The sequence below is a fragment of the Vibrio sp. Of7-15 genome (assembly GCF_022347565.1).
Lineage (GTDB): Bacteria > Pseudomonadota > Gammaproteobacteria > Enterobacterales > Vibrionaceae > NORP241.
In genome coordinates, this window is record NZ_JAKRGH010000002.1 from 276,871 (window position 1) to 300,268 (window position 23,398).

Genomic DNA, 23,398 nt, shown 5'->3' on the forward strand with positions numbered 1-23,398 from the left:
ATTTACTTTGAGAGAGTTGTTATTTTCTGCTTGTATAGCGGGAAGTTAACCGCAGCACTTCTTATATTTTTTACCACTACCGCATACACAAGGGTCATTCCGGCCAATTTTATCACTTTGTGCTGGGGCGGTATTTTGCTTTTTATCTGGGGTGACAACTTCAGCTTCAGCGGCTTGTTCTGGGTACTCGCCATCAATATAAAACCATTGTTGATCTTCTCTTACAAAGCGTGAGTTTTCATGTAGCACATAGTCATTTCCTTCTTCTGAAAAATGTGCTTTGAACTCTACAAAACCTTCATTTTCTGAACGGATTGAGGAACTTAATACCTCAAGACCACGCCACTCACTGTTGATGGATTCTGCTATACCTTCACGGTGCTGTTCGGCATTACAGCTAGAGTGGTAGGTTTGGATCACAAAGTCGACTAAACCAAGAACATGAGCACAGTAGCGAGCCCGCATCAGTTGTTCTGGTTTTTTGGCGTTTAGTGGGGAAATATGAACAGGTTCGCAGCAATCAGAGTAATTTTTCTGATTGCCGCATGGGCAGTTTTTCATGAGCTATCTAGTTATCTTCTTGAGTAAATACATCTACCCATTCTACAGATTCTGCATATTGCTCTGCAATGAGCTGTTCAGAAATGTTCAATATTTGACAGTAATGGCTAACTTGCTCCCAGTTGGCTTTCTCATAGGCTTGCACCGCATTCAATAGGTAACCTAAATCACCACTACCTGCGGTCAGGGCAAGCTTGATTTCTTCACTAATGGGTAATCTGCCGAGTAAAAGAGGTAAGGGCTGATCCAACAATGACTCAAGTAATGAAAACATACCCATTAAAAAAGCTTGGCTTGGCTCTACTTCAAGTGAGCTATTAATAGCAAGTAACTCACAAATACGAGCTCGTTGAATAGAAAGAGTATAAAGGGATTGAGGCTTATGTTGACTGGCATGTGCCACTGCAACCAATGAGATAAATTGGCGTAACTTGTTCTGCCCGAGATAAACCAGAGCTTGTTTAAACGAAGTAATCGGTTTGCTGATCACGGATGAAGAGTTAACGTACCTGAGCAGCTTATAAGACAGTGAAACATCACTCACGACTAAGCGTTCTACCGCTTCATAATCTACATCTTTGCTTGAAATTTCTTTGCACAGTTGAAGAACCGCTAATTGAGAAGGCTCGATGGAGCGTTGTTGCAGTAGCTCTGGTCGGCTAAAGAAGTAGCCTTGAAAATAATCAAAACCAATTTCTTTTGCATGTAGGAACTCTTGGTGGGTTTCAACTTTTTCAGCTAAGAATTTGATATTGAATTTAGCGCATCGGTGAATGAATAGCTGAGCTTTTTCAAGGGGGACTAATTGGATATCAAACTTAATAATATCAATATAGGGTAAAAAGCGTTTCCAAAGAGGGTCGGGAATAAAATCGTCTAAGGCTAGCTTATATCCTTTCTTCGATAAGGCCTTAACGGCGTCTAATAGTTCATCGGTAGGTTCACAGTCTTCGAGAATCTCTACAATAAGATTTTCTTTTGGGAAAAGCGTTGGTAGTAATTGAATTAAGCTTTGGTATGGGAAATTAACAAAGCCTAATTTATCTCCTGTAGGATCACAGTGAGAGTTTAAGAACTGATCGGATAGAAGTCGGCTGGTCGCTTTTTCAGGTTCCATGTCTGGAAACGTATTTTTGGGGCCATCACGAAATAATAGTTCGTAACCGATGGTGTTTTTATCTGTATCTAAAATTGGCTGCCTTGCAACATATGAATACATATATAACCGTTCTTCCCATGTGGACTGTGTGGAAACTTATTTTTTGTAAACAATAACGATAATATCGCGGCGACATAAAAAAACTATGATGGCACGCTAAATTATTCATCTTAATATGTCGATAAAGTGTCGAATCAGAGCTAAATCATAAAGTTTCTACTTTCTAGTGATTTACTTTCTTTCGTGCACACTAAAACGGAGCCTTGTTCATACCAATCACCGAGAACAATACGCTGTGCTACTTTTTCTTTCAGTTGAACTGAGTGTAGTGCTGGCCTATGTGTATGTCCATGAATTATTAGATTTGTTTCATACTGTTCTAAAACTTTGACAACCTCTTCTGGTGTTACATCCATTATGGTCATCTGTTTTTGTTCTTTTTGATCTTTACTGCTGCTTTTGATGTTACCAACCACTTTATGACGCCATTTTAGTGGGAGATGCAAGAACAGCCATTGAACCCAAGGCTTATGTACGGTTGCTCGGTATTTTTGATACCCTTCATCAAGCGTGCATAAGGTATCTCCATGCATAATGAGCGTTTTGGTGCCGTACAAGTCGATGGTGCAGATTTCGGGCAAGATTGTGACCCCGGTTTCGTCACCAAATCGTTTTCCCACTAAGAAATCTCGATTACCTTCAATGAAGTAACAAGCAACGCCTGAAGAGGTGAGCGTTTTAAATGCGGCTTTTATCTGTTGGTTAAAGGGACTGTTATCGTCATCGCCAAACCATGTTTCAAACAGATCACCTAATACGTATAACGCATCGGCGTGAATGGCTTCATTCTGCATAAAACGGAGAAAACAGTCGGTGATGTCTGGGCGGTCGGGGGTGAGGTGAAGATCTGAAATAAATAGTGTGGTCATAAAATAAAGAAGGGGTGAAGAGCATCACCCCTATACCCATATTACTCTTCGATAGTTGCGCCAGTAATCACAACTTCGTCAACTGGTACGTCTTGGTGGTAACCGTAGTTGCCAGTTGAAACTGCTTTGATCTTGTTTACAACGTCCATGCCTTCAACAACTTCAGCAAATACACAGTAACCCCAACCGCTTGGTGTTTCTGATTTGAAGTCAAGGAATGTGTTGTCATTTACATTGATGAAGAACTGAGAGCTTGCAGAGTGTGGTTCGTTAGTGCGAGCCATTGCAAGTGTGCCTGTTTTGTTGCTTAGGCCGTTGTTTGCTTCGTTCTTGATTGTTGCACGAGTTTGCTTCTCTTCAAGACCAGATGTCATGCCGCCACCTTGGATCATGAAACCGTCGATTACACGGTGGAAAAGCGTGTTGTCATAGAAACCGTCACGGCAGTATTGCAGGAAGTTTGCAGAAGTTAATGGTGCTTTTTCTTCGTTTAATTGAATTTTAATATCACCAAAAGAAGTGTGAAGGATTACCATGATATTGTCCTTGTTGGAGGTTTTGCATTAAAAGCAAGATTCTATAGCAAGTTTAGTTTGGATCAATAGGGAATTCCCCTGATATTTTCTTGCTATCGAACCACATAACGGGTGTAATAACACGTTCAGTGTAATCCCATATTTAATTGAGTGTAAAAAGAGCATGTTGAAAATATATAACTCACTTACCAGACAAAAAGAGGAATTTAAGCCAATCGAGCCAGGGAAAGTTGGCATGTACGTCTGTGGGGTTACCATTTACGATTTATGTCACATTGGCCATGGCCGTACGTTTGTTTCGTTTGATGTGGTTTCACGTTACCTACGTTTCCTTGGTTATGATTTAACGTTTGTTCGTAACATCACAGACATCGATGACAAAATCATCAAACGTGCCGCTGAAAATGATGAAAGCTGTGATTCGTTAACAGAGCGCCTTATTGCAGAAATGCACGCTGACTTTGATGCTCTAGGCATGAAGCGCCCGGATATTGAGCCTCGTGCGACTGAATACATTCAAGAGATCATCGCGTTGGTTGAGCGTTTAATTGAGCGCGGCTTTGCTTATGTGGCAAGTAACGGCGATGTGATGTTTGAAGTGAAAAAGTTTGACGAGTACGGCAAGCTTTCTAAGCAAGACTTAGAGCAGCTTCAAGCAGGTGCTCGTGTTGATGTTGAGACGGCTAAACGTAGCCCTCTTGATTTTGTGCTTTGGAAAATGTCTAAACCAGGTGAGCCAACATGGGAATCACCATGGGGTGCTGGTCGCCCGGGTTGGCACATTGAATGTTCAGCAATGAACTCATCGATTCTTGGTGATCACTTTGATATTCATGGTGGCGGTTCAGATCTTATGTTCCCACACCATGAGAATGAAATTGCTCAGTCTTGTTGTGCACACGACAGCAAATACGTTAATACGTGGATGCACAGCGGGATGGTGATGGTTGATCGTGAAAAGATGTCGAAGTCATTAGGCAACTTCTTCACAATTCGCGACGTGCTAAGCCACTATGACGCTGAAACAGTTCGCTATTTCTTAATGTCAGGTCATTACCGTAGCCAGCTTAATTACAGCGAAGAGAATCTAAAACAAGCGCGTGCGTCACTTGAGCGCTTGTACACTTCTTTGCGTGGTCTTGATTTTTCTATGGCTCCGGCTGGTGGTGAAGAGTTTGTTGGTCGCTTTACAGAAGCAATGAACGATGACTTCAATACACCAGAAGCTTATTCTGTGCTGTTTGATATGGCTCGTGAAGTGAACCGTATTAAGACTGAAGATTTAAGTGCAGCTTCTAAGCTGGGCGCCCTGATGCGTGAACTTGCAGAAGTACTTGGCTTGTTATCTCAAGACCCAGAAACTTTCCTACAGGGTGGGGCTGGTGAAGATAATGACGTTGCGGAAATTGAAGCGTTAATTAAAGCTCGTAATGATGCTCGTGCAGCAAAAGATTGGGCTGCGGCAGACGAAGCGCGTGATGCGTTAGCGGCTTTAAACATAGTACTTGAAGATGGTGCTGGTGGCACAACTTGGCGTCGTAAGTAACCTTTGTTGTTATAGAAGAGCGCTTAACAGCAATTAGTATGAAACGAATAAAAAGGGCTTGGTGGTGCATCAAGCCCTTTTTTTATTGAACCATTTATAATGGAGTTGATTATTGAACTTTCACACCAAATTGTTTGGCGGAATAAGCCACTCGCTCTTCTGGTTTCGGGTATTCCGCTGGGATCCCCATATTTTCAATATGATGTAGGCGGGGCAATAAACCACAACCATTGGCGATTTGGATTGCAAGACCAGGGCGTGCATTGAGCTCAAGCACCATAGGGCCTTGCTCTTTATCTAAGACCATATCGGTTCCTAAGTAGCCAAGCCCTGTCATCTCCCAAGCGCTGGAGGCTAGGGTTAATAGCTTATTCCAGTGAGGTACTTGTAATGTGCTGAGGTCTTTCCCCGTATCAGGGTGCTGTAAAATTGGTTTATCAAACTGCACTGCGCGCACGGCTTTTCCGGTCGCGATATCAATGCCAACCCCCACAGCACCTTGGTGAAGGTTCGCTTTACCATCGGACGCTGCGGTTGATAGGCGCATCATGGCCATGACAGGGTAGCCTTTAAAGACAATTACACGGATATCTGGGACACCTTCATAACTGAAGCCTTCAAAGACATCATCAAATTGGATCAGGTTTTCAACGACAGCCACATCATTTTTGCCACCAAGGGAAAATAACCCCGCCAAGGCATTGGTTATATGGCGTTCTACATCCTGTTTGCTCATGGTGGCACCTGAAGGTTTGGAATATACCCCATCTTGATGCGACGTGCAGACCAAAATGCCTTTTCCGCCACTGCCTTGCGCTGGTTTTATCACAAAGCCGGGCCAGTTTTTGACCATGTCATGAATGCCTTTGACTTCCGCTTGATGGCTGATTACGCCGATCAGCTCTGGCACTGTTGCCCCCGCTTTTTCGGCGATAATTTTCGTTTTTAGCTTATCGTCAACCAAAGGGTACTTTGTACGATCATTGTAGCGGCCAATGTAACTGATGTTACGCTGGTTCATGCCCATGATGCCTTTATCATGTAACTTAAACGGTGACGTTAATCGACTGAACATCGCGTTTAGTCCTCCGCAAGTGGTTTAAAGCGGCGTAGTTCACTTAAACGGTAGCCAGTGTAGTTACCTAGAATCAGGATCATTGCCAAGATAACCAACTGTAAGCCAATGAAGTTAAAGGTTAAGTGCTGTACAAATGGGTTTGTCATCGCAAGGTATACGAGAATGGCTGTAAACAGAGAACCACCACCTTGGATTAATACTTCTTTCCAGCCTTCTTCTTCCCATAAAATAGACATGCGTTCGACTGTCCAAGATAGGATGATCATAGGGAAGAAAGTAATTGCGAGCCCTTCTGTTAAGCCAATCTTAAAAGCCACCACAGTAAAGACGGAAATGATCATGATTACGGTAATGATCACCGCAGAGATTCTTGCGACTAGTAGTAAGTTCAATCGAGATAAGTAACCACGAATAAACAGGCCCGTACCAACAATCAGTAAAAAGCCAATAATGCCCGTAACGAGCTGGGTTTGAACAAACGCAACGGCGATCAACACGGGCATGAAGGTTCCCGAGGTTTTCAGGCCAATAAGCACTCGTAAAAACACCACAATTAAAGCACCAATTGGGATCAACATGATGGTTTTAAACATCGATTGCTCTTCAAGTGGCAAGCTATGAATGGAAAAATTCAGCAGGTCATCACTACTGATTTTTTTACTGGTGGCTTGTTTTGGCGAAATGTTTTGAGCAATCATAGAGAAATGAATTTGGCTCTGTTTACCACCGACTACATCCAGCAGAGAAACATTCGACTTATCCCAAATGACTAAGTTTTCAGGTTTACCTTGTTCACCATTGACGGGGTTAAACAGTTGCCAATGATCACCATCCCATACCTCAATCATCGGCATGACACTTTGACGGCGGCGGCCGTCTTCTAGCCATAATGTGCCGACGGTTTTACTGTGAATCTTTTCCATGGTTAGCAAGGTGGAAATGGCTTTTTCTTTGCTAAATTCGTTCAGTAATAATGAGGCATTTTGGTTGTCTGGGTCATTAAATTGTTTGATCAGCTCACGAGTAAGGGTGATGTTATCTGCCGAGCGTTGTCTCGCCTGGTCTAATAAAGAGTGGGCAGCCGATTCTTGAGGGCCATCTAAACTAATGCTTCGAAATACACCTTCTTCAGGTGCGATAGGCTCCACATTGGCTTGGTCGTCAACCAATAACTGTGTTTTGTAATACAGCACTTGCGGGCCTTCGGCATGGCGAATCGACCATTCCGCACGACGGCCATGCTCTGTATTTAAAAATGCTACGCCATAACCAGGTGAAGAGGTTGTTTCATCTGTGAGCGTGAAGCCTTCTTGTGTTTGTGGTGCTGCCATGGACACTTTTACTGGTTCACCCAGCGCATCAAACTTAATTCTGGCTTCTACATCCCAGACTTGGCGAGTTTCACCGGGTGTCCAAGGTACGCTGTAGGTGGTATGTCTAAACCAACTTAAACACACCCCCACCACAACGAGCATAGTGATCAAAATATAAAAGGGTACTCGTGATGTCATAATATCCTCGGTATCAAAAACGTAGCATTTTGAATTTATAATTATTTGTTCGGTTTTGTACTTTGAATGAAATCTTTGCTGACATCAACTAAAGCTATGTCTTTAAAAAATTCACGCCCGAGTAAGATAGGGTGTGTCATGTGGGAGCGATCCGCTAATGTGAATAGCGTTTTTTCGTGAAGATCACCAAGTTTGATCCACAATTCGATGACTGGACGACGATCGAGGCCATCACTGGAAGCTTGGCGAATTTTGATATGACGGATAATTGGGGCTTCAATCCACTTTCTGTCTTCTGGGGCAATATTTTTATCGGATAGATGGAAGCGTGCCCAGTTTTTTCCATTACGTTCAAACTCTTGAATATCAATGGCATTGAGCGATGAAGTCGCTGCACCAGTATCGACACGTGCTTCAAATCCTTGTTTAACCGAGTCTAAAACGACCCATTCTCTAGAGCCAAGAACGATAGAGCCTTTGTACGTGTTTTCAGCTTTGGTTTGAGGAGCCACTGCCAATGCTACTTTTTCGGGCTCTTTGGCTTGATTGTTTTGTTGGCGTATCTGTTCCATATCTTCGGCGATATCAGCTAACTCTTTTTCTAAGTTAGCAATATAGGCCGTTTGCTCATTCATGGTGACTTCCATGCTGTCTAAACGTGAATAAACATTGCTTTCCATGCTTTCAATGGCGTTAACAGTTTTTTGGGTATATTGGCTACCGTCCATTAAGGTGCAGCCGGAAAGTAAAGTGAGTAAAGAGAAAGGAACGTAGAAACGTCGCATCAGAAATCCTAAGCTTAACGATTTAAGTTATTGTTCTCTTGCAGTTTAGCTTAGAAATAGGGATGCGTGAAGCACCCCTATGTCATCTTTTAGTCAGGGTTTCTGGCGATTAAAACAGCACGCTTAGGAGCAGGGTGCCCTTCTGCGGTTTTAGTGGGATCATTTGGGTCTAGGTAATCTGGCAGAGAATTATGTGTCATCCACTCAGTCGTGCGCTGTTCATCAGTGGTTGTTACGCATTCGTCGACAATTTTCACGTCCACAAATCCGCATGTTTCTAACCAGCTTTTTAATGCACGAGCTGATGGGAAGAAGTACACATTACGCATTTGGGCGTAGCGGCCAGTCGGGACTAATACCGCATTTTCATCGCCATCAATTACTAAGGTTTCAAGTACTAATTCGCCGTCTTTAGTGAGCTGGTTTTTAAGTTGGATTAAGTGATCCAGTGGTGAGCGACGGTGGTATAACACGCCCATGCTAAACACCGTATCAAAGGCTTTGGATTCTGGTAGCTGCTCAATACCTAGTGGCAGTAAATGAGCACGTTGATCGTTGCCCATGAGTTTACGAACCGCTTCAAATTGCACTAAGAATAAGTGTGATGGGTCGATACCGACGGTCAACTTTGCCCCTTCACCTAGCATTCTCCACATATGGTAGCCATTACCACAGCCCACATCGAGTACATAGCGCCCTTTAAGTGGTGAAATATGAGGAAGGACACGATCCCATTTCCAATCTGAGCGCCACTCCGTATCAATGTGGATATCGTGCAAGTGATATGGGCCTTTACGCCAAGGGTGGAATGTACGTAGAAGGTTTTCTAGTTTGGCTTTTTCACCAGCAGGAAGAGGTTCGTTGTTACCGATTTTTACCGCAGACTGAAGATCAATGTTATCTGGCTGAGTCGTTGGGATTTTCTTTAGTACGCGTAACCAGCGAGGCATATCACCATGCTCGGCGTTTTGCCATTCAGTCAGTTGTGAAGGTAAGTGGTTGAGCCAAGGACTTAAGCGGTTCTTGGAAATAAGTTGGTAAAAATCAGAAAAATCAAACATAAGTCTTAACGGTGTTCTTTTAATAAAAAATGAAGAAGGCTGACCAATAAGGCCAGCCATTCAAAAAAGGCGGTTAGGTGTTATTTAACGGCAAACATGGAGCCAAAGTTAAAGCATTGGAACCACACGTCATAGCTGCTAAAACCGAGCTCTTTAAAGCGCGCCTTATGAACATCAATGCTATCTGGGCGCATGACATTTTCGATGGCGCTGCGTTTTTGGCTGATCTCAAGTTCGCTATAGCCATTTGCTCGTTTGAAATCGTGATGGAGATCGATCAGTAGTTCGTTCGATGCTTCATTCTCAAACACATACTTTTCAGACACGATTAAAATGCCACCCGGGCGTAACCCTGCGTGGATTTTAGATAACAGCTGGTATCTGTCTTCTGGTGAAAGAAATTGAAGGGTGAAATTCAGCACCACAACAGAGGCATCTTGAATGTCGATGTCGCGAATGTCGGCCTCGATCACGGAAACAGGGGTATCAGAACGATAGGCATCAATGTGTAATCGGCAACGTTCGACCATGGCGCTGGAGTTATCTACGGCAATAATTTTGCAGCCTTCTTGCTGAATATGGCGGCGCATAGATAAGCTAGCGGCACCTAAAGAACAGCCAAGGTCGTAGACGTTTGAATGAGGTTTAGCAAAACGTTCTGCTAACATGCCAATGGCTGAAATAATATTGCTGTAGCCAGGAACGGAACGCTGGATCATGTCTGGAAAAACTTCAGCCACTCGTTCATCGAAAGTAAAATCACCTAATTTTTCGATAGGCGCTGCAAAAATGTTGTCGTGATTAGCCATCAACACCAACCTCACTAAGTTAAAGAACAGTACAACTTTTCCGTCTTGCCTTACTAAGCGTCCGTGTTACCAGAAGACATTGCTGTGGAAAAGGGGCACATTGTAGTGAAAAATGGAGGTATTGTCTGCACTGCATCACAGAATTACCATTAATTGAGTTAATAGCTTACAGCAAAGGCAATTGATTACTGGGTGGCTCTGGGCATATAGGAGTAAGATCAGGCAATGTAAGTCTTTGCTGTAGTTGTTGGTATAGACGATCAGCTAGCTCGGGTGCTTCTACGTTATCTGGCGTGTGAATAAATACAAAAGGCTGTTTTCCTTCTTTCACCCAAGTTTCTAGTTTAGTCAGCCAAGGAGTAAAAAAAGCGTCATTACTGGCCATGTCTGGGTGGCCGATAAAGCGCATCATTGGTGTATTAGCCGTGGAAATGGCATGAACAGGTACTTTAGGCTTATTGTTGTGTGCTTCAATAACGGCCTCAGTGATAGGCGGCGCGGAAAACACAGGGCGGCTGTCCATGATAATTCGATCGACGTGTTTCTCAATGAGCATTCTATTGAGCTTTTGTTCTTGCTCACCTTTATCAAAAAAGCCCAAATGGCGGACTTCCACTCCAAGGGGTAAGTGCTTCGGAAAGCGGTCAATAAACCGTTCTAATATTGGTAATGAGTGAGGGGTAAACGCCGCGGGAAGCTGAATTTTCCATAAACCAATTTTTTGGTGCAGCGGTTCCATTAAATGAATAAATTCGCTGACGAGTTGATCGCAGTGACTGAGCTTTTGCTGGTGGGTGATCGTGCTTGGTAATTTAAAGGTAAAGCGAAAGTCGTCTGGTGTTGCTGAATTCCAGTTATTCACCGTAGAAGACGATGGGCTAGCGTAAAACGTCGTATTGCCTTCGACGGAGTGAAAGACTTGGGCATAGCGAGCGAGACGTTCTCCGGGTTTGGTCCCTGAACCGTAAAAGGAGTGTTGCCACTGATTGTGGGACCACATGGTTAATCCAAGCCGGATCGGATATTTATTACTCATTTCTTAATTTACCTTATTCGGCTTAGTGTCCGAAATTAACCCCTAGCTAATAATTTCCACAAATAGTGGCATAAATTTAAGTTATTTTCAGTGTAGTGCTTTGCTGAAAGCTTACCTTTTCCATTATAATGCTCGGCTAGATTACGTTTTGACAATGCAAGGTTAAAGCGTATTAACAGGATTTTTACAGCAAATCTGCGTGATATTGCTGTTGGTATTTAAATTAGATTGGGAAATTCATCATGCGCACCCATTATTGTGGTCACCTGAACAAGTCCCTTGCAGGACAAACTGTAGAACTATGCGGCTGGGTTAACCGTCGTCGTGATTTAGGCGGTCTTATCTTTATTGATATGCGAGATCGTGAAGGTATCGTTCAGGTTGTTGTCGACCCAGATATGAAAGACGTATTTGAGGTTGCTAACCAACTGCGTAATGAATTCTGCATCAAATTAACCGGTGAAGTTCGTGTTCGTCCTGAGAGCCAAGTAAATAAAGACATGGCAACAGGTGAAGTTGAATTACTGGCAACTGGCCTAGAAATTATCAACAAATCTGACGTTCTTCCTTTGGATTTCAACCAAACGAACACGGAAGAGCAGCGTCTAAAGTACCGCTACATCGATTTACGTCGCCCTGAAATGAGTGATCGTATTAAGTTGCGTGCTCGTGCTTCAAGCTTTGTGCGCCGTTTCCTTGATGAAAACTTATTCTTAGATATTGAAACGCCAGTACTAACAAAAGCAACACCAGAAGGTGCTCGTGACTACCTAGTACCAAGCCGTGTTCACAAAGGCAGTTTCTACGCACTTCCACAATCACCACAGCTATTTAAACAGCTGCTGATGATGTCTGGTTTTGATCGTTACTACCAAATCGTTAAATGTTTCCGTGATGAAGATTTACGTGCTGATCGTCAGCCTGAATTCACTCAAATCGATATCGAAACCTCATTCATGAGCGCAGAGCAAGTACGTGAAGTGACTGAGCGTATGGTTCGTGAAATGTGGCAAGAGCTGTTAAATGTTGATCTTGGCCAATTCCCAATTATGCCATTCTCAGAAGCGATGCGTCGTTTTGGTTCGGACAAGCCAGATCTACGTAACCCATTAGAGCTAGTGGATGTTGCTGACCTAGTTAAAGACGTTGACTTTAAAGTGTTCTCTGGCCCTGCAAACGATGAAAAAGGCCGTGTGGCTGTGATTCGTGTACCAGGTGGCGCTACGCTTTCTCGTAAGCAAATCGACGAATACGGTAAGTTTGTTGGCATCTACGGCGCGAAAGGCCTTGCATGGATGAAAGTGAACGATCGTGATGCAGGGTTTGAAGGCATTCAATCTCCTGTTGCTAAGTTCCTAAACGAAGAAGTGGTTGCTGGTCTTCTTGATCGCACAGAAGCGCAAACGGGCGACATCATTCTGTTTGGTGCTGATAAAGCCAACATCGTTGCAGAAGCCATGGGTGCACTGCGTCTGAAGCTGGGTGAAGATCTAGAACTAACAGACAAAAATGCATGGGCTCCACTATGGGTTGTTGATTTCCCAATGTTTGAAGAAGATGGCGAAGGTAACTTGCACGCAATGCACCACCCATTCACTTCTCCATTAGGTGTGACTGCTGAAGAGCTAAAAGCAAACCCTGCTGCTGCAAATTCTGATGCGTACGACATGGTAATTAACGGTTATGAAGTGGGCGGTGGTTCTGTTCGTATTCATAACGCAGAAATGCAAACTGCGGTGTTTGGTATTTTAGGTATTGAAGAGCAAGAGCAGCAAGAGAAGTTTGGCTTCTTGCTTGATGCGCTAAAATACGGCACACCACCACACGCAGGTTTAGCATTCGGTCTTGACCGTTTAGCAATGCTACTTTGTGGTACAGAAAACATTCGTGATGTGATTGCATTCCCGAAAACAACAGCGGCTGCGTGTCTTCTGACTGATGCTCCAAGCCTTGCAAACCCTGCTTCTTTAGAAGAGCTAGCGATTGCAGTAACGGCGGCTGAAAAGAAAGAAGAAAAGTAATTTAGAAATCTGAGTTACTAAACAAGACGCCATTTCATATTGAAGTGGCGTTTTTGTATCTGCTGATATAAAGTTTGAAATCCACTAAGTCAGTTAGTATGTCAGATTTATGAAAACACTACATGTAGATGCAACAGAGCAGCTTAGGCGCAAAGTGCTTATTGGTATGTGTGTTAATCTTGGAGGCGCAGCGTTGCTTCTCGGGGTGGCCAATATTTTCTACTTTGAGATTCAAGCTTTGGCTCTTGGGAGCATGGAAATTGTTTATTTTTTTATTTCTGTGTGTATGTTGGTCTATATCCGTAAGCACCCACAACCTAAATGGTTTCTTGCGCTCCATAGTTTTATTCTCGCATGCTTGGTTATTTGGGGGAGCTATACCAAAGCTATAGAAGAAACCCTATTTATATGGGCTGTGGCATTGCCAACGATTTTTTATGTAGCAATGGGGAAACGAGTGGGCTTATATTGGAGCCTTACGTTTTTAATACTAGAGGTTATTGCACTTCAACCCGCGTTGAGTAAAACGGTATTGATTCCATCTACGATGTTTGCAAATTTTATTTTGGCGTACCTCTGTGTTTGGGTGGTTTCGCATGCCTATGAAACAAGCCGTGTCAAAGCTGTCGACAATTTAAAAACGTTGGCATTACATGATGCTTTGACTGGTGCGCAGAATCGCCTAGCTCTCTATTCTTTTGTTGATAAAGAGCAAAAAAATGAGATAACTAGATATGTATTGATTATTGATATCGATGATTTCAAGCAATTTAATGACCTGCATGGCCATGACGTTGGCGATACGGTATTAATAGAAGTGGTTAATCGAATTGAGAATATTGTTACAGCGGCCAATACCTATAGGATAGGTGGAGAAGAGCTGGTGGTATTACTTGATGGTAATGATCCTGACATTGGGTCGACAATATCAAGGTTACATTACGCAATCAGTGATAAAAGTGTTTTGTTTGGTGAGCTTGAATTAGACGTTTCTTTCAGTGCTGGTTTAGAAAAGTATCGGACCACCGAAAATTTTGATGCTGTATTAGCTAGAGCAGACGCTGGGTTGTATCAAGCGAAAGAAGCAGGGAAAAGCTGTACCTTTTATCAAGGAAGGGTGTTTGCCCGATTTTAGTGAGTTGCTTTGGGTTAACTGGCTTTTGGTTATCCAACCTTTGCTCTATAATGCGCGGGCTTATATCTAGGATAAAAACATGATTTCAAAAAACCAATTAAAACTCCTTCGCGCTTTGGGCCAAAAGAAACAACGTAAAGCCCATGGCCTGTTTCTAGTTCAAGGTGAAAAGAACGTTCTTGAGCTTTTCAATAGTGACTTAGTGGTGAAAAACGTTTTTGCTACGGCCGATTTCTTATCTGAAAATCATGCATTATTGAGCGGGTTTGATTGTGTTGAAGCCTCATTGAATGACTTAACGAAAGCGAGTACTTTGGTCAGCAATAATGCAGCGATTGCTGTGGTTGAGATCCCAACCATTGAAGTACCAAAAGCAACGGGCTTGATGATTGCACTCGATGGTGTGTCTGATCCTGGCAACCTAGGTACGATTATTCGTGTAGCAGACTGGTATGGCATTAAGCATATCGTTGCCAGCAGTGATTGTGCAGACCCATATAACCCAAAAACCATCAGTGCGACCATGGGTAGCTTTGGCAGAGTTCACGTAAGCCAAACGGACTTACCCGCTTATTTAGAGCAATCAAACTTACCTGTCTACGGTGCTTTCTTAGAAGGTGAAAGTGTTCATAAGACTGATTTTACCGCCAACGGGATTTTACTAATGGGCAGTGAATCTCACGGTATCCGTGAACACGCAGCTAAATTCGTGACTGATAAGATCACCATTCCGGCATTCGGTGGTGCAGAATCTCTGAACGTAGCAATGGCAACGGGCATTATTCTCGACAACATGCGCCGTCAACACAGCTAGATCTTATAAACTAATTCGCCAACCGAAAGTGTTTAGATATTAAAAAAGGCGCAGTGATTACATCATTACGCCTTTCTATTTGAGTTCTTGTTAATATTTATTTTTCTAGCATGGCCAACTTGTCTGGCACACCATTCCACTTTTCAGCGTCGTCCATCGCGGGTTTAACTTCTGTTTGTACCGGCCATATTTCTGCAAGTTCAGCATTGAGTTCAATATACAACTGCTGGTCTTCTGGTACTTCATCTTCTTGGAAGATCGCTTGAGCATCACATTCAGGCACACATAAACCACAATCAATGCATTCGATTGGATTAATTACCATGAAATTTGGGCCTTCATGGAACGCATCTGCGGGGCATACTGCCACACAGTCTGTGTATTTACATTGAATACAGTTATCGCCTACGACAAATGCCATGATGCTCTGCTCTATAAGTTAGTCAAAATTGAAGAGTGGGGATAATACTCATCCCAAAGCAAAATTCAATATCACATTGCTCTAAATATTTTGTCTATTTGCTTCATGCTTCCGAATTAGTATGACAGATAAATCAATTTCTCGTAAAATGCGCGCCATTGTGAGCTTATCGCTTCTTTTTACATCAGCGTTTACCCCAAACTCTGTATTTAGAAGTGGTTTAGCTAAGACACCTATTAAGCACGAGACATCGAAATGATACGTTTAACCGAAATTAAACTCCCTCTAGACCACGAAGAGTCTGCCATTCAAGATGCAATTGAAGCGAAGCTTGGTATTAACTCGGATCAGGTACTTTCTTTTAATATCTTTAAACGTGGCTACGATGCTCGTAAGAAATCGAAGATCTTACTTATCTACACGCTTGATGTTCTCGTTGAAAACGAAGCAGAGTTGTTAGAGCAATTTGTTAACGATCCGCACGTAAGAGTCACTCCTGACATGGAGTACAAATTCGTCGCAAAAGCCGTTGAGAACCAAACTGAGCGTCCTGTTGTGATCGGCTTTGGTCCATGTGGTCTATTTGCAGGTTTAGTGCTTGCTCAAATGGGCTTCAACCCGATTATTGTTGAGCGTGGCAAAGAAGTTCGTGAACGTACTAAAGATACTTTTGGCTTCTGGCGTAAACGCACACTAAACACAGAATCAAACGTACAATTTGGTGAAGGCGGCGCGGGCACATTCTCTGACGGTAAGCTATACAGTCAAGTTAAAGATCCAAAGCACTACGGCCGTAAGGTAATTGAAGAGTTCGTTGCTGCTGGTGCACCAGAAGAAATCCTATACGTAAGTAAGCCTCACATTGGTACCTTTAAGCTGGTAACCATGATCGAAAAAATGCGTGCTTCCATTATTGAGTTGGGCGGCGAAATTCGTTTCAGCACTCGTGTAGATGATCTTCATATGGAAGATGGCCAAATCACTGGTTTAACACTTTCTAACGGTGAAGAGATTAAATCTCGCCACGTGGTGTTGGCTGTTGGTCACAGTGCTCGTGATACTTTCGAAATGTTGCATGACCGTGGCGTTTACATGGAAGCTAAGCCATTTTCTGTTGGTTTCCGTATCGAGCATAAACAATCAATGATCGATGAAGCTCGTTTTGGTCCAAATGCAGGTAACCCAATCCTTGGTGCCGCTGACTACAAACTGGTTCACCACTGTAAGAATGGTCGTACCGTATACAGCTTCTGTATGTGTCCTGGTGGTACCGTGGTTGCTGCAACGTCTGAAGAAGGCCGCGTAGTAACCAACGGCATGAGCCAATACTCTCGTGCAGAGCGTAACGCCAACAGTGCCATCGTTGTAGGTATTGACCCAGAACGTGATTACCCAGGTGATGCACTGGCTGGTATCCGTTTACAACGTGAACTAGAAAGTGGCGCTTATGTATTGGGTGGCGAAAACTACGATGCCCCTGCACAGAAAATTGGCGACTTCTTGAAAGGCCGCGATCCAAGTGCATTAGGTGATGTACAGCCGTCATTCACACCAGGCATCCACCTTACTGACATTTCAAAAGCGCTGCCTGACTTTGCAATCGAAGCAATTCGTGAAGCAATCCCTGCGTTCGAGAAGAAGATCAAAGGTTTCTCTACACCAGATGGCCTACTAACAGGCGTTGAGACTCGTACGTCTTCTCCAGTGTGTATCAAACGTGGTAAAGACTACCAAAGCATTAACCTTAAGGGCTTCTTCCCAGCAGGTGAAGGTGCTGGCTACGCTGGTGGTATCCTATCTGCTGGTATCGATGGTATTAAGGTTGCTGAAGCACTAGCGTTGTCTATGGCAGAGCAGAACCAAGCGGAAAAGCTTGGTATCGCCTAACCGTAAGCGATAAGTCAAAATTAAAAATCCAGTGCCTTCTATATAGACACTGGATTTTTTTATCCCTAAGTTCAAGCTGTTTACTGTTAAGCGTAAAACGTATGCAGTCAGTAGGTAGTGGAACAGGGAGTTAAGGAAACTGTTGGTTATCGGCGTTGACAAATCATAGAATGACCTCATCTGACGCTATTTATGCAGTAATCAAATAAAAATATGTCAATTATCTTAGGGATTGATCCCGGCTCACGCATCACAGGTTATGGTGTTATTCGCCAAGAAGGCCGTCATTTACATTATCTAGGCAGTGGTTGTATTCGTATGTCAGAACCCGCTTTACCTGGTCGTTTAAAGCAAATTTACGCAGGGGTGAGTGAGCTTATTACTCAGTTTCAGCCTGATGAATTTGCGATTGAGCAAGTGTTCATGGCAAAAAATGCCGATTCCGCTTTAAAGTTGGGGCAGGCTCGTGGTAGCGCGATTGTTGCTGCGGTTAATGCGGATTTGCCCGTGTATGAATACGCAGCAAGGTTGATCAAACAAGCGGTCACAGGAACGGGTGGGGCAGATAAGTCCCAAGTTCAACACATGGTGATGTCGATGTTGAAGCTGCCCGGAAAACCACAAGCAGATGCCGCCGATGCTTTAGGCGTGGCTATTTGTCATGCTAATACCAATAAAACTATGATCTCCTTGGCTGGCAAGGCTAGTGGCGCAAGGCGCGGTCGATATAGATAATACTGGATATGTATCCAGCTCTTTATTATCATCCTCTTATTCAATTTTGAAAACAAAGTGAGAAAATAGTGATTGGTCGTTTACGTGGATTATTAATTGAAAAGCAGCCACCTGAAATTTTAATTGAGGTGAGTGGCATTGGTTATGAAGTACAAATGCCAATGAGCTGTTTTTACGAGCTTCCTGAAGTTGGGGAAGAGGCGATCATTTACACTCACTTTGTGGTTAGAGAAGACGCACAGTTATTGTATGGCTTTAACTCCATTAAAGAGCGTGCATTGTTCCGTGAAGTGATTAAAGCAAATGGTGTTGGCCCTAAACTTGGTTTGGCTATTCTTTCTGGTATGACGGCTGCACAGTTTGTTTCTTGCGTTGAGCGTGAAGATGTTTCTACCTTGGTAAAATTACCGGGTGTTGGCAAGAAAACCGCTGAGCGTTTAGTGATTGAAATGCGTGATCGCTTAAAAGGGTGGGGCGCTGGTGACCTATTTACCCCTGCAACCGATGCCGCACCGATGGACAATGGTACGGACGGATTGGTGACCGCACCACAAAATGCGGAAGAAGAGGCCGTGAGTGCATTAGTTGCATTGGGCTATAAACCTGCTCAAGCAACAAAGATTGTTTCGCAAGTGAAGCAACCTGACATGAGCAGTGAAATGCTGATCCGTGAAGCCCTACGAGCTATGGTGTAAAAGAGTAGATAATTATGATTGAAGCTGATCGCCTGATTGCTGCAGAGAGTCCTTCTTTTCGTGAAGAAGATGTGATTGACCGAGCCATACGACCTAAGAAGCTAGAAGATTATCGTGGTCAGGATCATGTTCGTGATCAAATGGAAATCTTTATTAAAGCGGCGCAAATGCGTGAAGAGGCACTCGATCATCTACTCATCTTCGGACCGCCTGGGCTGGGTAAAACAACGTTGGCGAACATTGTTGCTAATGAAATGGAAGTGAATATTCGCACCACTTCCGGTCCTGTTTTAGAAAAAGCTGGGGATCTAGCGGCTTTACTGACGAACCTTGAAGAAAATGATGTGCTGTTCATTGATGAAATCCATCGCTTGAGCCCTATGGTTGAAGAAGTGCTGTATCCAGCAATGGAAGATTATCAGTTAGACATCATGATCGGTGAAGGACCAGCAGCACGCTCGATCAAAATCGATTTACCGCCTTTTACATTAATTGGGGCAACTACCCGCGCTGGCTCTCTGACCTCTCCATTGCGTGATCGCTTTGGTATTGTTCAGCGATTAGAGTACTACAAGGTTGAAGATCTCCAGTTTATTGTGCAGCGTAGTGCAAATTGCCTGAATTTGTCTATGGACGCAGAAGGGGCGCTAGAAGTGGCCCGCCGTGCTCGTGGTACGCCTCGTATCGCGAACCGATTATTACGTCGAGTTCGTGATTACGCAGAAGTAAAAGGAAACGGTCATATTTCAGCGGAGATTGCCGACAAAGCGCTGAACATGCTTGATGTCGATGTTCAGGGTTTTGACTATATGGACAGAAAGCTTCTGTTAGCCATTATGGAAAAATTTGGCGGTGGGCCTGTTGGTTTAGACAATTTAGCCGCTGCCATTGGTGAAGAAAAAGACACCATAGAAGATGTTATTGAACCTTACCTTATTCAACAAGGTTATCTGCAACGAACTCCTCGTGGTCGAATTGCCACAGACCGCGCTTATCTGCATTTCGGACTTGAAAAATAAGTTTTCATATTTATTAGCTTAAAATAATAGGGCTGAATTTGATTATTCATCACATTCAGCTTTTTCTTCACTTTTTTCAATTAATTATAATATTTTTTCTTTTCTTACCTATTTTTCATTTTTAGCGCCACTATTAACGGCTATCTTTATTACGATTGATTTAGATCAATAAATTGCATTTTGTATAAATATCAACCGTTTTTGTTTGATATTTATCAAAGCTTTTTTTGAATAAATCTTTTGAACCTGTGCTCCTTTAGCAGTAATATTAGTTTTATCTATATTAGTTGTTACTTAACAATTACCTAACGTATTCGGCACAATTTTGTAACACAAATGGAAGTCATTGTTTTTGTTGATTTTTATCGAGTGTGCAAGGTTGTGGTATTTTGTTGCACATATTTTGTGCGAAGCCTAAGTTCAGGTGTTTTGACATCTGGTGTCCTTCAACCGACACAACAGGAGTTATCATGATCACTGATGTTGTTGATCTGTCGCGGTTACAGTTTGCATTTACTGCGATGTATCACTTCCTATTCGTTCCATTAACGCTCGGTATGGCCTTTCTACTAGCGATTATGGAGTCTCTTTATGTAATGACCGATAAGCAAATCTACAAGGACATGACCAAGTTCTGGGGTAAGCTTTTCGCAATTAACTTTGCTTTAGGTGTTGCTACCGGTCTAACCATGGAGTTCCAGTTCGGTACTAACTGGTCTTACTATTCTCACTATGTTGGTGATATTTTCGGTGCGCCTTTGGCCATTGAAGCATTGATGGCCTTCTTCCTTGAATCCACTTTTGTTGGCTTGTTCTTTTTTGGTTGGGATCGTCTATCAAAGCGTCAGCATTTAGCGGTAACTTGGTTAGTTGCACTGGGTTCTAACTTCTCTGCACTTTGGATCTTAATTGCCAATGGTTGGATGCAAAACCCAGTAGGGTCTGATTTCAACTTCGAAACCATGCGTATGGAGATGGTGAGCTTTGCAGATGTAGTACTTAACCCTGTAGCACAAGTGAAATTTGTTCATACCGTTGCTTCTGGTTACGTATGTGGTGCGATGTTCGTTCTGGGTATCAGCTCTTACTACCTATTAAAAGGTCGCGATATTGCCTTTGCTCGTCGTTCCTTTGCCATTGCAGCGTCGTTCGGTATGGCGTCTATCTTATCTGTTATCGTACTGGGTGATGAGTCTGGTTATGAGCTGGGTGAAGTTCAGAAAGTGAAGCTAGCAGCGATTGAAGCTGAATGGCACACAGAAGAAGCACCAGCAGCCTTTACTGTATTTGGTATTCCAAACCAAGAGACAATGGAAACGGATTATGCGATTAAGATCCCTTATGTAATGGGTATTATTGCAACTCGTTCTTTTGATAAAGAAGTGACGGGCCTACGTGATCTTAAAGACGAGCATGAAGTACGTATCCGTAACGGTATGGTGGCTTATGAGCTGCTTGAAAAACTGCGTGCTGGTGAGAAAACGCCAGAAAACATGCAGGCATTTGACGAGATCAAGCACGATCTGGGTTATGGTTTACTACTGAAACGTTATACAGACAACGTTGTTGATGCAACGGAAGAGCAAATTAAAGCGGCGGCGGATGACTCTATTCCTCAGGTTGCGCCTTTGTTCTTTAGCTTCCGTATCATGGTTGGCTTAGGCTTTGCCATGTTGTTTGTATTCGCAGCGGCCTTTATTCAAACTTGCCGTCAGAAAATTGAGCAAAAACGTTGGGTTCTTAAAGCAGCCCTGTTCAGCATTCCTTTCCCATGGATTGCGATTGAAGCAGGTTGGTTTGTTGCTGAATACGGCCGTCAGCCATGGGCTGTAGGTGAAATTCTACCTGTTCATGTTGCAGCCTCTGCACTAAGTGCGGGTGAAATCATTACTTCTATGTTGATGATTTTAGCGCTATACACGGCTTTCTTGATTGCTGAAGTGTACCTAATGGTGAAGTTTGCTCGTAAAGGGCCAAGTAGCTTAAAAACAGGTCGTTACCACTTTGAGCAAAACGGTGAAGATTCAGAATCAAAACTGACTCGCCAAGTAGAAGCATAAGCAGGAGAGCATAAGCAATGTTTGAATATGAAGTATTGCGTCTAATTTGGTGGGTTCTGGTCGGCGTTTTGCTGGTTGGTTTCGCTGTAACAGACGGTTTCGACATGGGTGTTGGTACCCTTGTCCCAATTATTGGTAAAAATGACTCAGAGCGTCGTGTGATGATCAACTCCATCGCGCCGCACTGGGATGGTAACCAAGTATGGTTAATTACAGCGGGTGGTGCACTGTTTGCTGCATGGCCTTTGGTATACGCAACCTCGTTCTCGGGTTTTTACGTAGCCATGTACTTAACTTTGGCAGCATTATGGCTGCGTCCAGTTGGTTTCGATTACCGTTCTAAGATTGAAGATCCGCGCTGGCGTAACATGTGGGATTGGGCAATCTTTGCTGGTGGCTGCATTCCTCCAATTATTTTTGGTGTGGCTTTTGGTAACTTACTGCAAGGTGTTCCATTTGAGCTAAACCAGTTCCTAATGTCGAAGTACCACGGTAATTTCTTTGGTCTTTTAAATTCATTTGCTTTGCTTTGTGGGTTCATCAGTCTATTCATGTTTGTAATGCAAGGTGCTACCTGGCTACAAATGAAGACGACTGATGAGTTGCACAGTCGTGCTCGTGTGGTTGCTCAAATCAGTGGTATCGTGACTATTGTTCTTTTTCTGATTGCGAGCTTTTTGATTCGTGATATGAATGGCTATGTTGTTGTTAGTACCATCGTGAAAGATGCGGCTTCAAACCCTCTTCTGAAAGAAGTAGAGACAGTAAAAGGTGCGTGGTTAAACAACTACAATGAGTACCCATTACTGTGGATTGCTCCAGCTTTAGCGGTATTCATGCCTTTACTTACGATTCTTGCTTCTCGTTTTGAAAAAGCGGGTTGGGCGTTCTTCACATCAAGCTTAACGAACGCTGGTGTGATTCTAACGGCTGGTTTTGCAATGTTCCCATTCATCATGCCATCAAGCAAATTCCCGAATCATAGTTTGACTATGTGGGATGCGACATCAAGTGAGCTAACTTTAAACTTGATGACTGGTGTGGCAATGATCATGGTGCCAGTTATTCTTGGTTACACAACGTGGACGTACTACAAAATGTTTGGTCGTCTGGATTCTAAGTTCATTGAAGAGAATAAGACCTCTCTATACTAAGGAGTTAACACTATGTGGTATTTCGCATGGATTCTAGGTGTTCTGTTGGCTTGTTCTTTTGCCATTGTTAATGCGCTATGGCTTGAACATACCGAGATGATGGACAAAGACAGTGAGTAGTATCACTGGCCTAATAGAGAAGCTGCATCAGCCATTGGATAATATTTACCTTCGGGGTTTATCCATTGTGCTTGCGGTGTGGCATGCCGGTTTATTAATGTGGAGCCCAATTCAATACGCTGAAGCGGTTGGTGGTTTTTCTGGATTAATGGGGCCAGCTTTGGTGTGGGGCGTGTGTGCTAGTTTTGTCTATGGCATTGGCTTTAAACCAAGGTTTTGGTTATGGCAGGTTTTCTTTAGCCCATATTTCTCGTTGGTAATTCTTATTGGATTATCGGTACTGCAATTAGATTTGTAGCGATACAAATAAGTGCCAGCACCTAAAA

The 23,398-nt window shown here is 43.2% G+C and carries 23 protein-coding genes; 12 read left to right on the top strand and 11 right to left on the bottom strand.

The window, feature by feature from the left end:
• Positions 1 to 45: 45 nt before the first annotated feature.
• The 4 genes from MHO82_RS03815 to MHO82_RS03830 form a co-directional block, all read right to left on the bottom strand.
• Positions 46 to 561 (bottom strand): YchJ family metal-binding protein, encoded by a 516-nt coding sequence (locus MHO82_RS03815; protein ID WP_239182521.1) that lies wholly within the window; start codon positions 559 to 561, stop codon positions 46 to 48.
• Positions 562 to 568: 7 nt separating this feature from the next.
• The gene (locus tag MHO82_RS03820; RefSeq protein WP_239182522.1) at positions 569 to 1,780 is read right to left on the bottom strand and encodes an EAL domain-containing protein; all 1,212 of its coding nucleotides are present in this window, start codon (positions 1,778 to 1,780) and stop codon (positions 569 to 571) included.
• Positions 1,781 to 1,920: 140 nt separating this feature from the next.
• Entirely contained in the window at positions 1,921 to 2,649 is a 729-nt protein-coding gene (lpxH, locus tag MHO82_RS03825) for a UDP-2,3-diacylglucosamine diphosphatase (RefSeq protein WP_239182523.1), read from the bottom strand.
• Between the two features lie 41 nt (positions 2,650 to 2,690).
• A complete protein-coding gene (locus tag MHO82_RS03830; RefSeq protein ID WP_239182524.1) occupies positions 2,691 to 3,185 on the bottom strand; it encodes a peptidylprolyl isomerase in 495 nt (164 codons plus the stop codon).
• A gap of 163 nt (positions 3,186 to 3,348) precedes the next feature.
• Between MHO82_RS03830 and cysS the strand changes: the two genes are divergently transcribed.
• A complete protein-coding gene (cysS, locus tag MHO82_RS03835) occupies positions 3,349 to 4,731 on the top strand; it encodes a cysteine--tRNA ligase (RefSeq protein WP_239182525.1) in 1,383 nt (460 codons plus the stop codon).
• Between the two features lie 109 nt (positions 4,732 to 4,840).
• On the opposite strand, the gene MHO82_RS03840 is transcribed toward cysS, so the two are convergent.
• From MHO82_RS03840 to MHO82_RS03865, 6 genes are all read right to left on the bottom strand, one after another.
• Entirely contained in the window at positions 4,841 to 5,806 is a 966-nt protein-coding gene (locus MHO82_RS03840; RefSeq protein WP_239182526.1) for an alpha-L-glutamate ligase-like protein, read from the bottom strand.
• Positions 5,807 to 5,811: 5 nt separating this feature from the next.
• Positions 5,812 to 7,320, bottom strand: a complete 1,509-nt coding sequence (locus MHO82_RS03845) for an inactive transglutaminase family protein (protein ID WP_239182527.1) — start codon at positions 7,318 to 7,320, stop codon at positions 5,812 to 5,814.
• A 41-nt stretch (positions 7,321 to 7,361) separates the two neighbouring features.
• On the bottom strand, positions 7,362 to 8,105 hold the full coding sequence (locus MHO82_RS03850) for an ATP-dependent zinc protease (RefSeq protein WP_239182528.1): 744 nt from the start codon (positions 8,103 to 8,105) through the stop codon (positions 7,362 to 7,364).
• 89 nt (positions 8,106 to 8,194) lie between these two features.
• A complete protein-coding gene (gene cmoB / locus MHO82_RS03855) occupies positions 8,195 to 9,166 on the bottom strand; it encodes a tRNA 5-methoxyuridine(34)/uridine 5-oxyacetic acid(34) synthase CmoB (RefSeq protein WP_239182529.1) in 972 nt (323 codons plus the stop codon).
• 80 nt (positions 9,167 to 9,246) lie between these two features.
• Positions 9,247 to 9,975: a carboxy-S-adenosyl-L-methionine synthase CmoA gene (gene cmoA, locus MHO82_RS03860; protein ID WP_239182530.1), complete on the bottom strand. Its 729-nt coding sequence runs from the start codon at positions 9,973 to 9,975 to the stop codon at positions 9,247 to 9,249.
• A 166-nt stretch (positions 9,976 to 10,141) separates the two neighbouring features.
• Complete coding sequence (locus MHO82_RS03865; RefSeq protein WP_239182531.1) at positions 10,142 to 11,011, bottom strand: DUF72 domain-containing protein; 870 nt, start codon at positions 11,009 to 11,011, stop codon at positions 10,142 to 10,144.
• Positions 11,012 to 11,253: 242 nt separating this feature from the next.
• Between MHO82_RS03865 and aspS the strand changes: the two genes are divergently transcribed.
• The 3 genes from aspS (at position 11,254) to MHO82_RS03880 (ending at position 14,981) form a co-directional block, all read left to right on the top strand.
• Positions 11,254 to 13,032 carry an aspartate--tRNA ligase gene (gene aspS / locus MHO82_RS03870; protein WP_239182532.1) on the top strand — a complete coding sequence of 593 codons (1,779 nt, stop codon included), beginning with the start codon at positions 11,254 to 11,256 and terminating at the stop codon, positions 13,030 to 13,032.
• A 109-nt stretch (positions 13,033 to 13,141) separates the two neighbouring features.
• Positions 13,142 to 14,167: a GGDEF domain-containing protein gene (locus tag MHO82_RS03875; RefSeq protein WP_239182533.1), complete on the top strand. Its 1,026-nt coding sequence runs from the start codon at positions 13,142 to 13,144 to the stop codon at positions 14,165 to 14,167.
• A gap of 79 nt (positions 14,168 to 14,246) precedes the next feature.
• Positions 14,247 to 14,981: an RNA methyltransferase gene (locus tag MHO82_RS03880; RefSeq protein WP_239182534.1), complete on the top strand. Its 735-nt coding sequence runs from the start codon at positions 14,247 to 14,249 to the stop codon at positions 14,979 to 14,981.
• A gap of 97 nt (positions 14,982 to 15,078) precedes the next feature.
• On the opposite strand, the gene fdxA is transcribed toward MHO82_RS03880, so the two are convergent.
• On the bottom strand, positions 15,079 to 15,402 hold the full coding sequence (gene fdxA / locus MHO82_RS03885; protein ID WP_239182535.1) for a ferredoxin FdxA: 324 nt from the start codon (positions 15,400 to 15,402) through the stop codon (positions 15,079 to 15,081).
• 255 nt (positions 15,403 to 15,657) lie between these two features.
• Here fdxA and MHO82_RS03890 point away from each other — a divergent pair, with 255 nt between their 5' ends.
• From MHO82_RS03890 to ybgE, 8 genes are all read left to right on the top strand, one after another.
• Positions 15,658 to 17,289 (top strand): NAD(P)/FAD-dependent oxidoreductase, encoded by a 1,632-nt coding sequence (locus MHO82_RS03890; RefSeq protein ID WP_239182536.1) that lies wholly within the window; start codon positions 15,658 to 15,660, stop codon positions 17,287 to 17,289.
• Between the two features lie 213 nt (positions 17,290 to 17,502).
• Positions 17,503 to 18,024 (top strand): crossover junction endodeoxyribonuclease RuvC, encoded by a 522-nt coding sequence (gene ruvC, locus MHO82_RS03895; protein WP_239182537.1) that lies wholly within the window; start codon positions 17,503 to 17,505, stop codon positions 18,022 to 18,024.
• Between the two features lie 68 nt (positions 18,025 to 18,092).
• A complete protein-coding gene (gene ruvA, locus MHO82_RS03900) occupies positions 18,093 to 18,719 on the top strand; it encodes a Holliday junction branch migration protein RuvA (protein ID WP_239182538.1) in 627 nt (208 codons plus the stop codon).
• Positions 18,720 to 18,733: 14 nt separating this feature from the next.
• Positions 18,734 to 19,738, top strand: coding sequence for a Holliday junction branch migration DNA helicase RuvB (gene ruvB, locus MHO82_RS03905; RefSeq protein WP_239182539.1), 1,005 nt, complete (start codon positions 18,734 to 18,736; stop codon positions 19,736 to 19,738).
• 473 nt (positions 19,739 to 20,211) lie between these two features.
• On the top strand, positions 20,212 to 21,798 hold the full coding sequence (cydA, locus tag MHO82_RS03910; RefSeq protein WP_239182698.1) for a cytochrome ubiquinol oxidase subunit I: 1,587 nt from the start codon (positions 20,212 to 20,214) through the stop codon (positions 21,796 to 21,798).
• Between the two features lie 17 nt (positions 21,799 to 21,815).
• Positions 21,816 to 22,952 (top strand): cytochrome d ubiquinol oxidase subunit II, encoded by a 1,137-nt coding sequence (cydB, locus tag MHO82_RS03915; protein ID WP_239182540.1) that lies wholly within the window; start codon positions 21,816 to 21,818, stop codon positions 22,950 to 22,952.
• 12 nt (positions 22,953 to 22,964) lie between these two features.
• Complete coding sequence (cydX, locus tag MHO82_RS03920; protein ID WP_239182541.1) at positions 22,965 to 23,072, top strand: cytochrome bd-I oxidase subunit CydX; 108 nt, start codon at positions 22,965 to 22,967, stop codon at positions 23,070 to 23,072.
• On the top strand, positions 23,065 to 23,370 hold the full coding sequence (gene ybgE, locus MHO82_RS03925; RefSeq protein ID WP_239182542.1) for a cyd operon protein YbgE: 306 nt from the start codon (positions 23,065 to 23,067) through the stop codon (positions 23,368 to 23,370). Before cydX ends, ybgE begins: the two co-directional genes overlap by 8 nt.
• Positions 23,371 to 23,398: the final 28 nt, after the last annotated feature.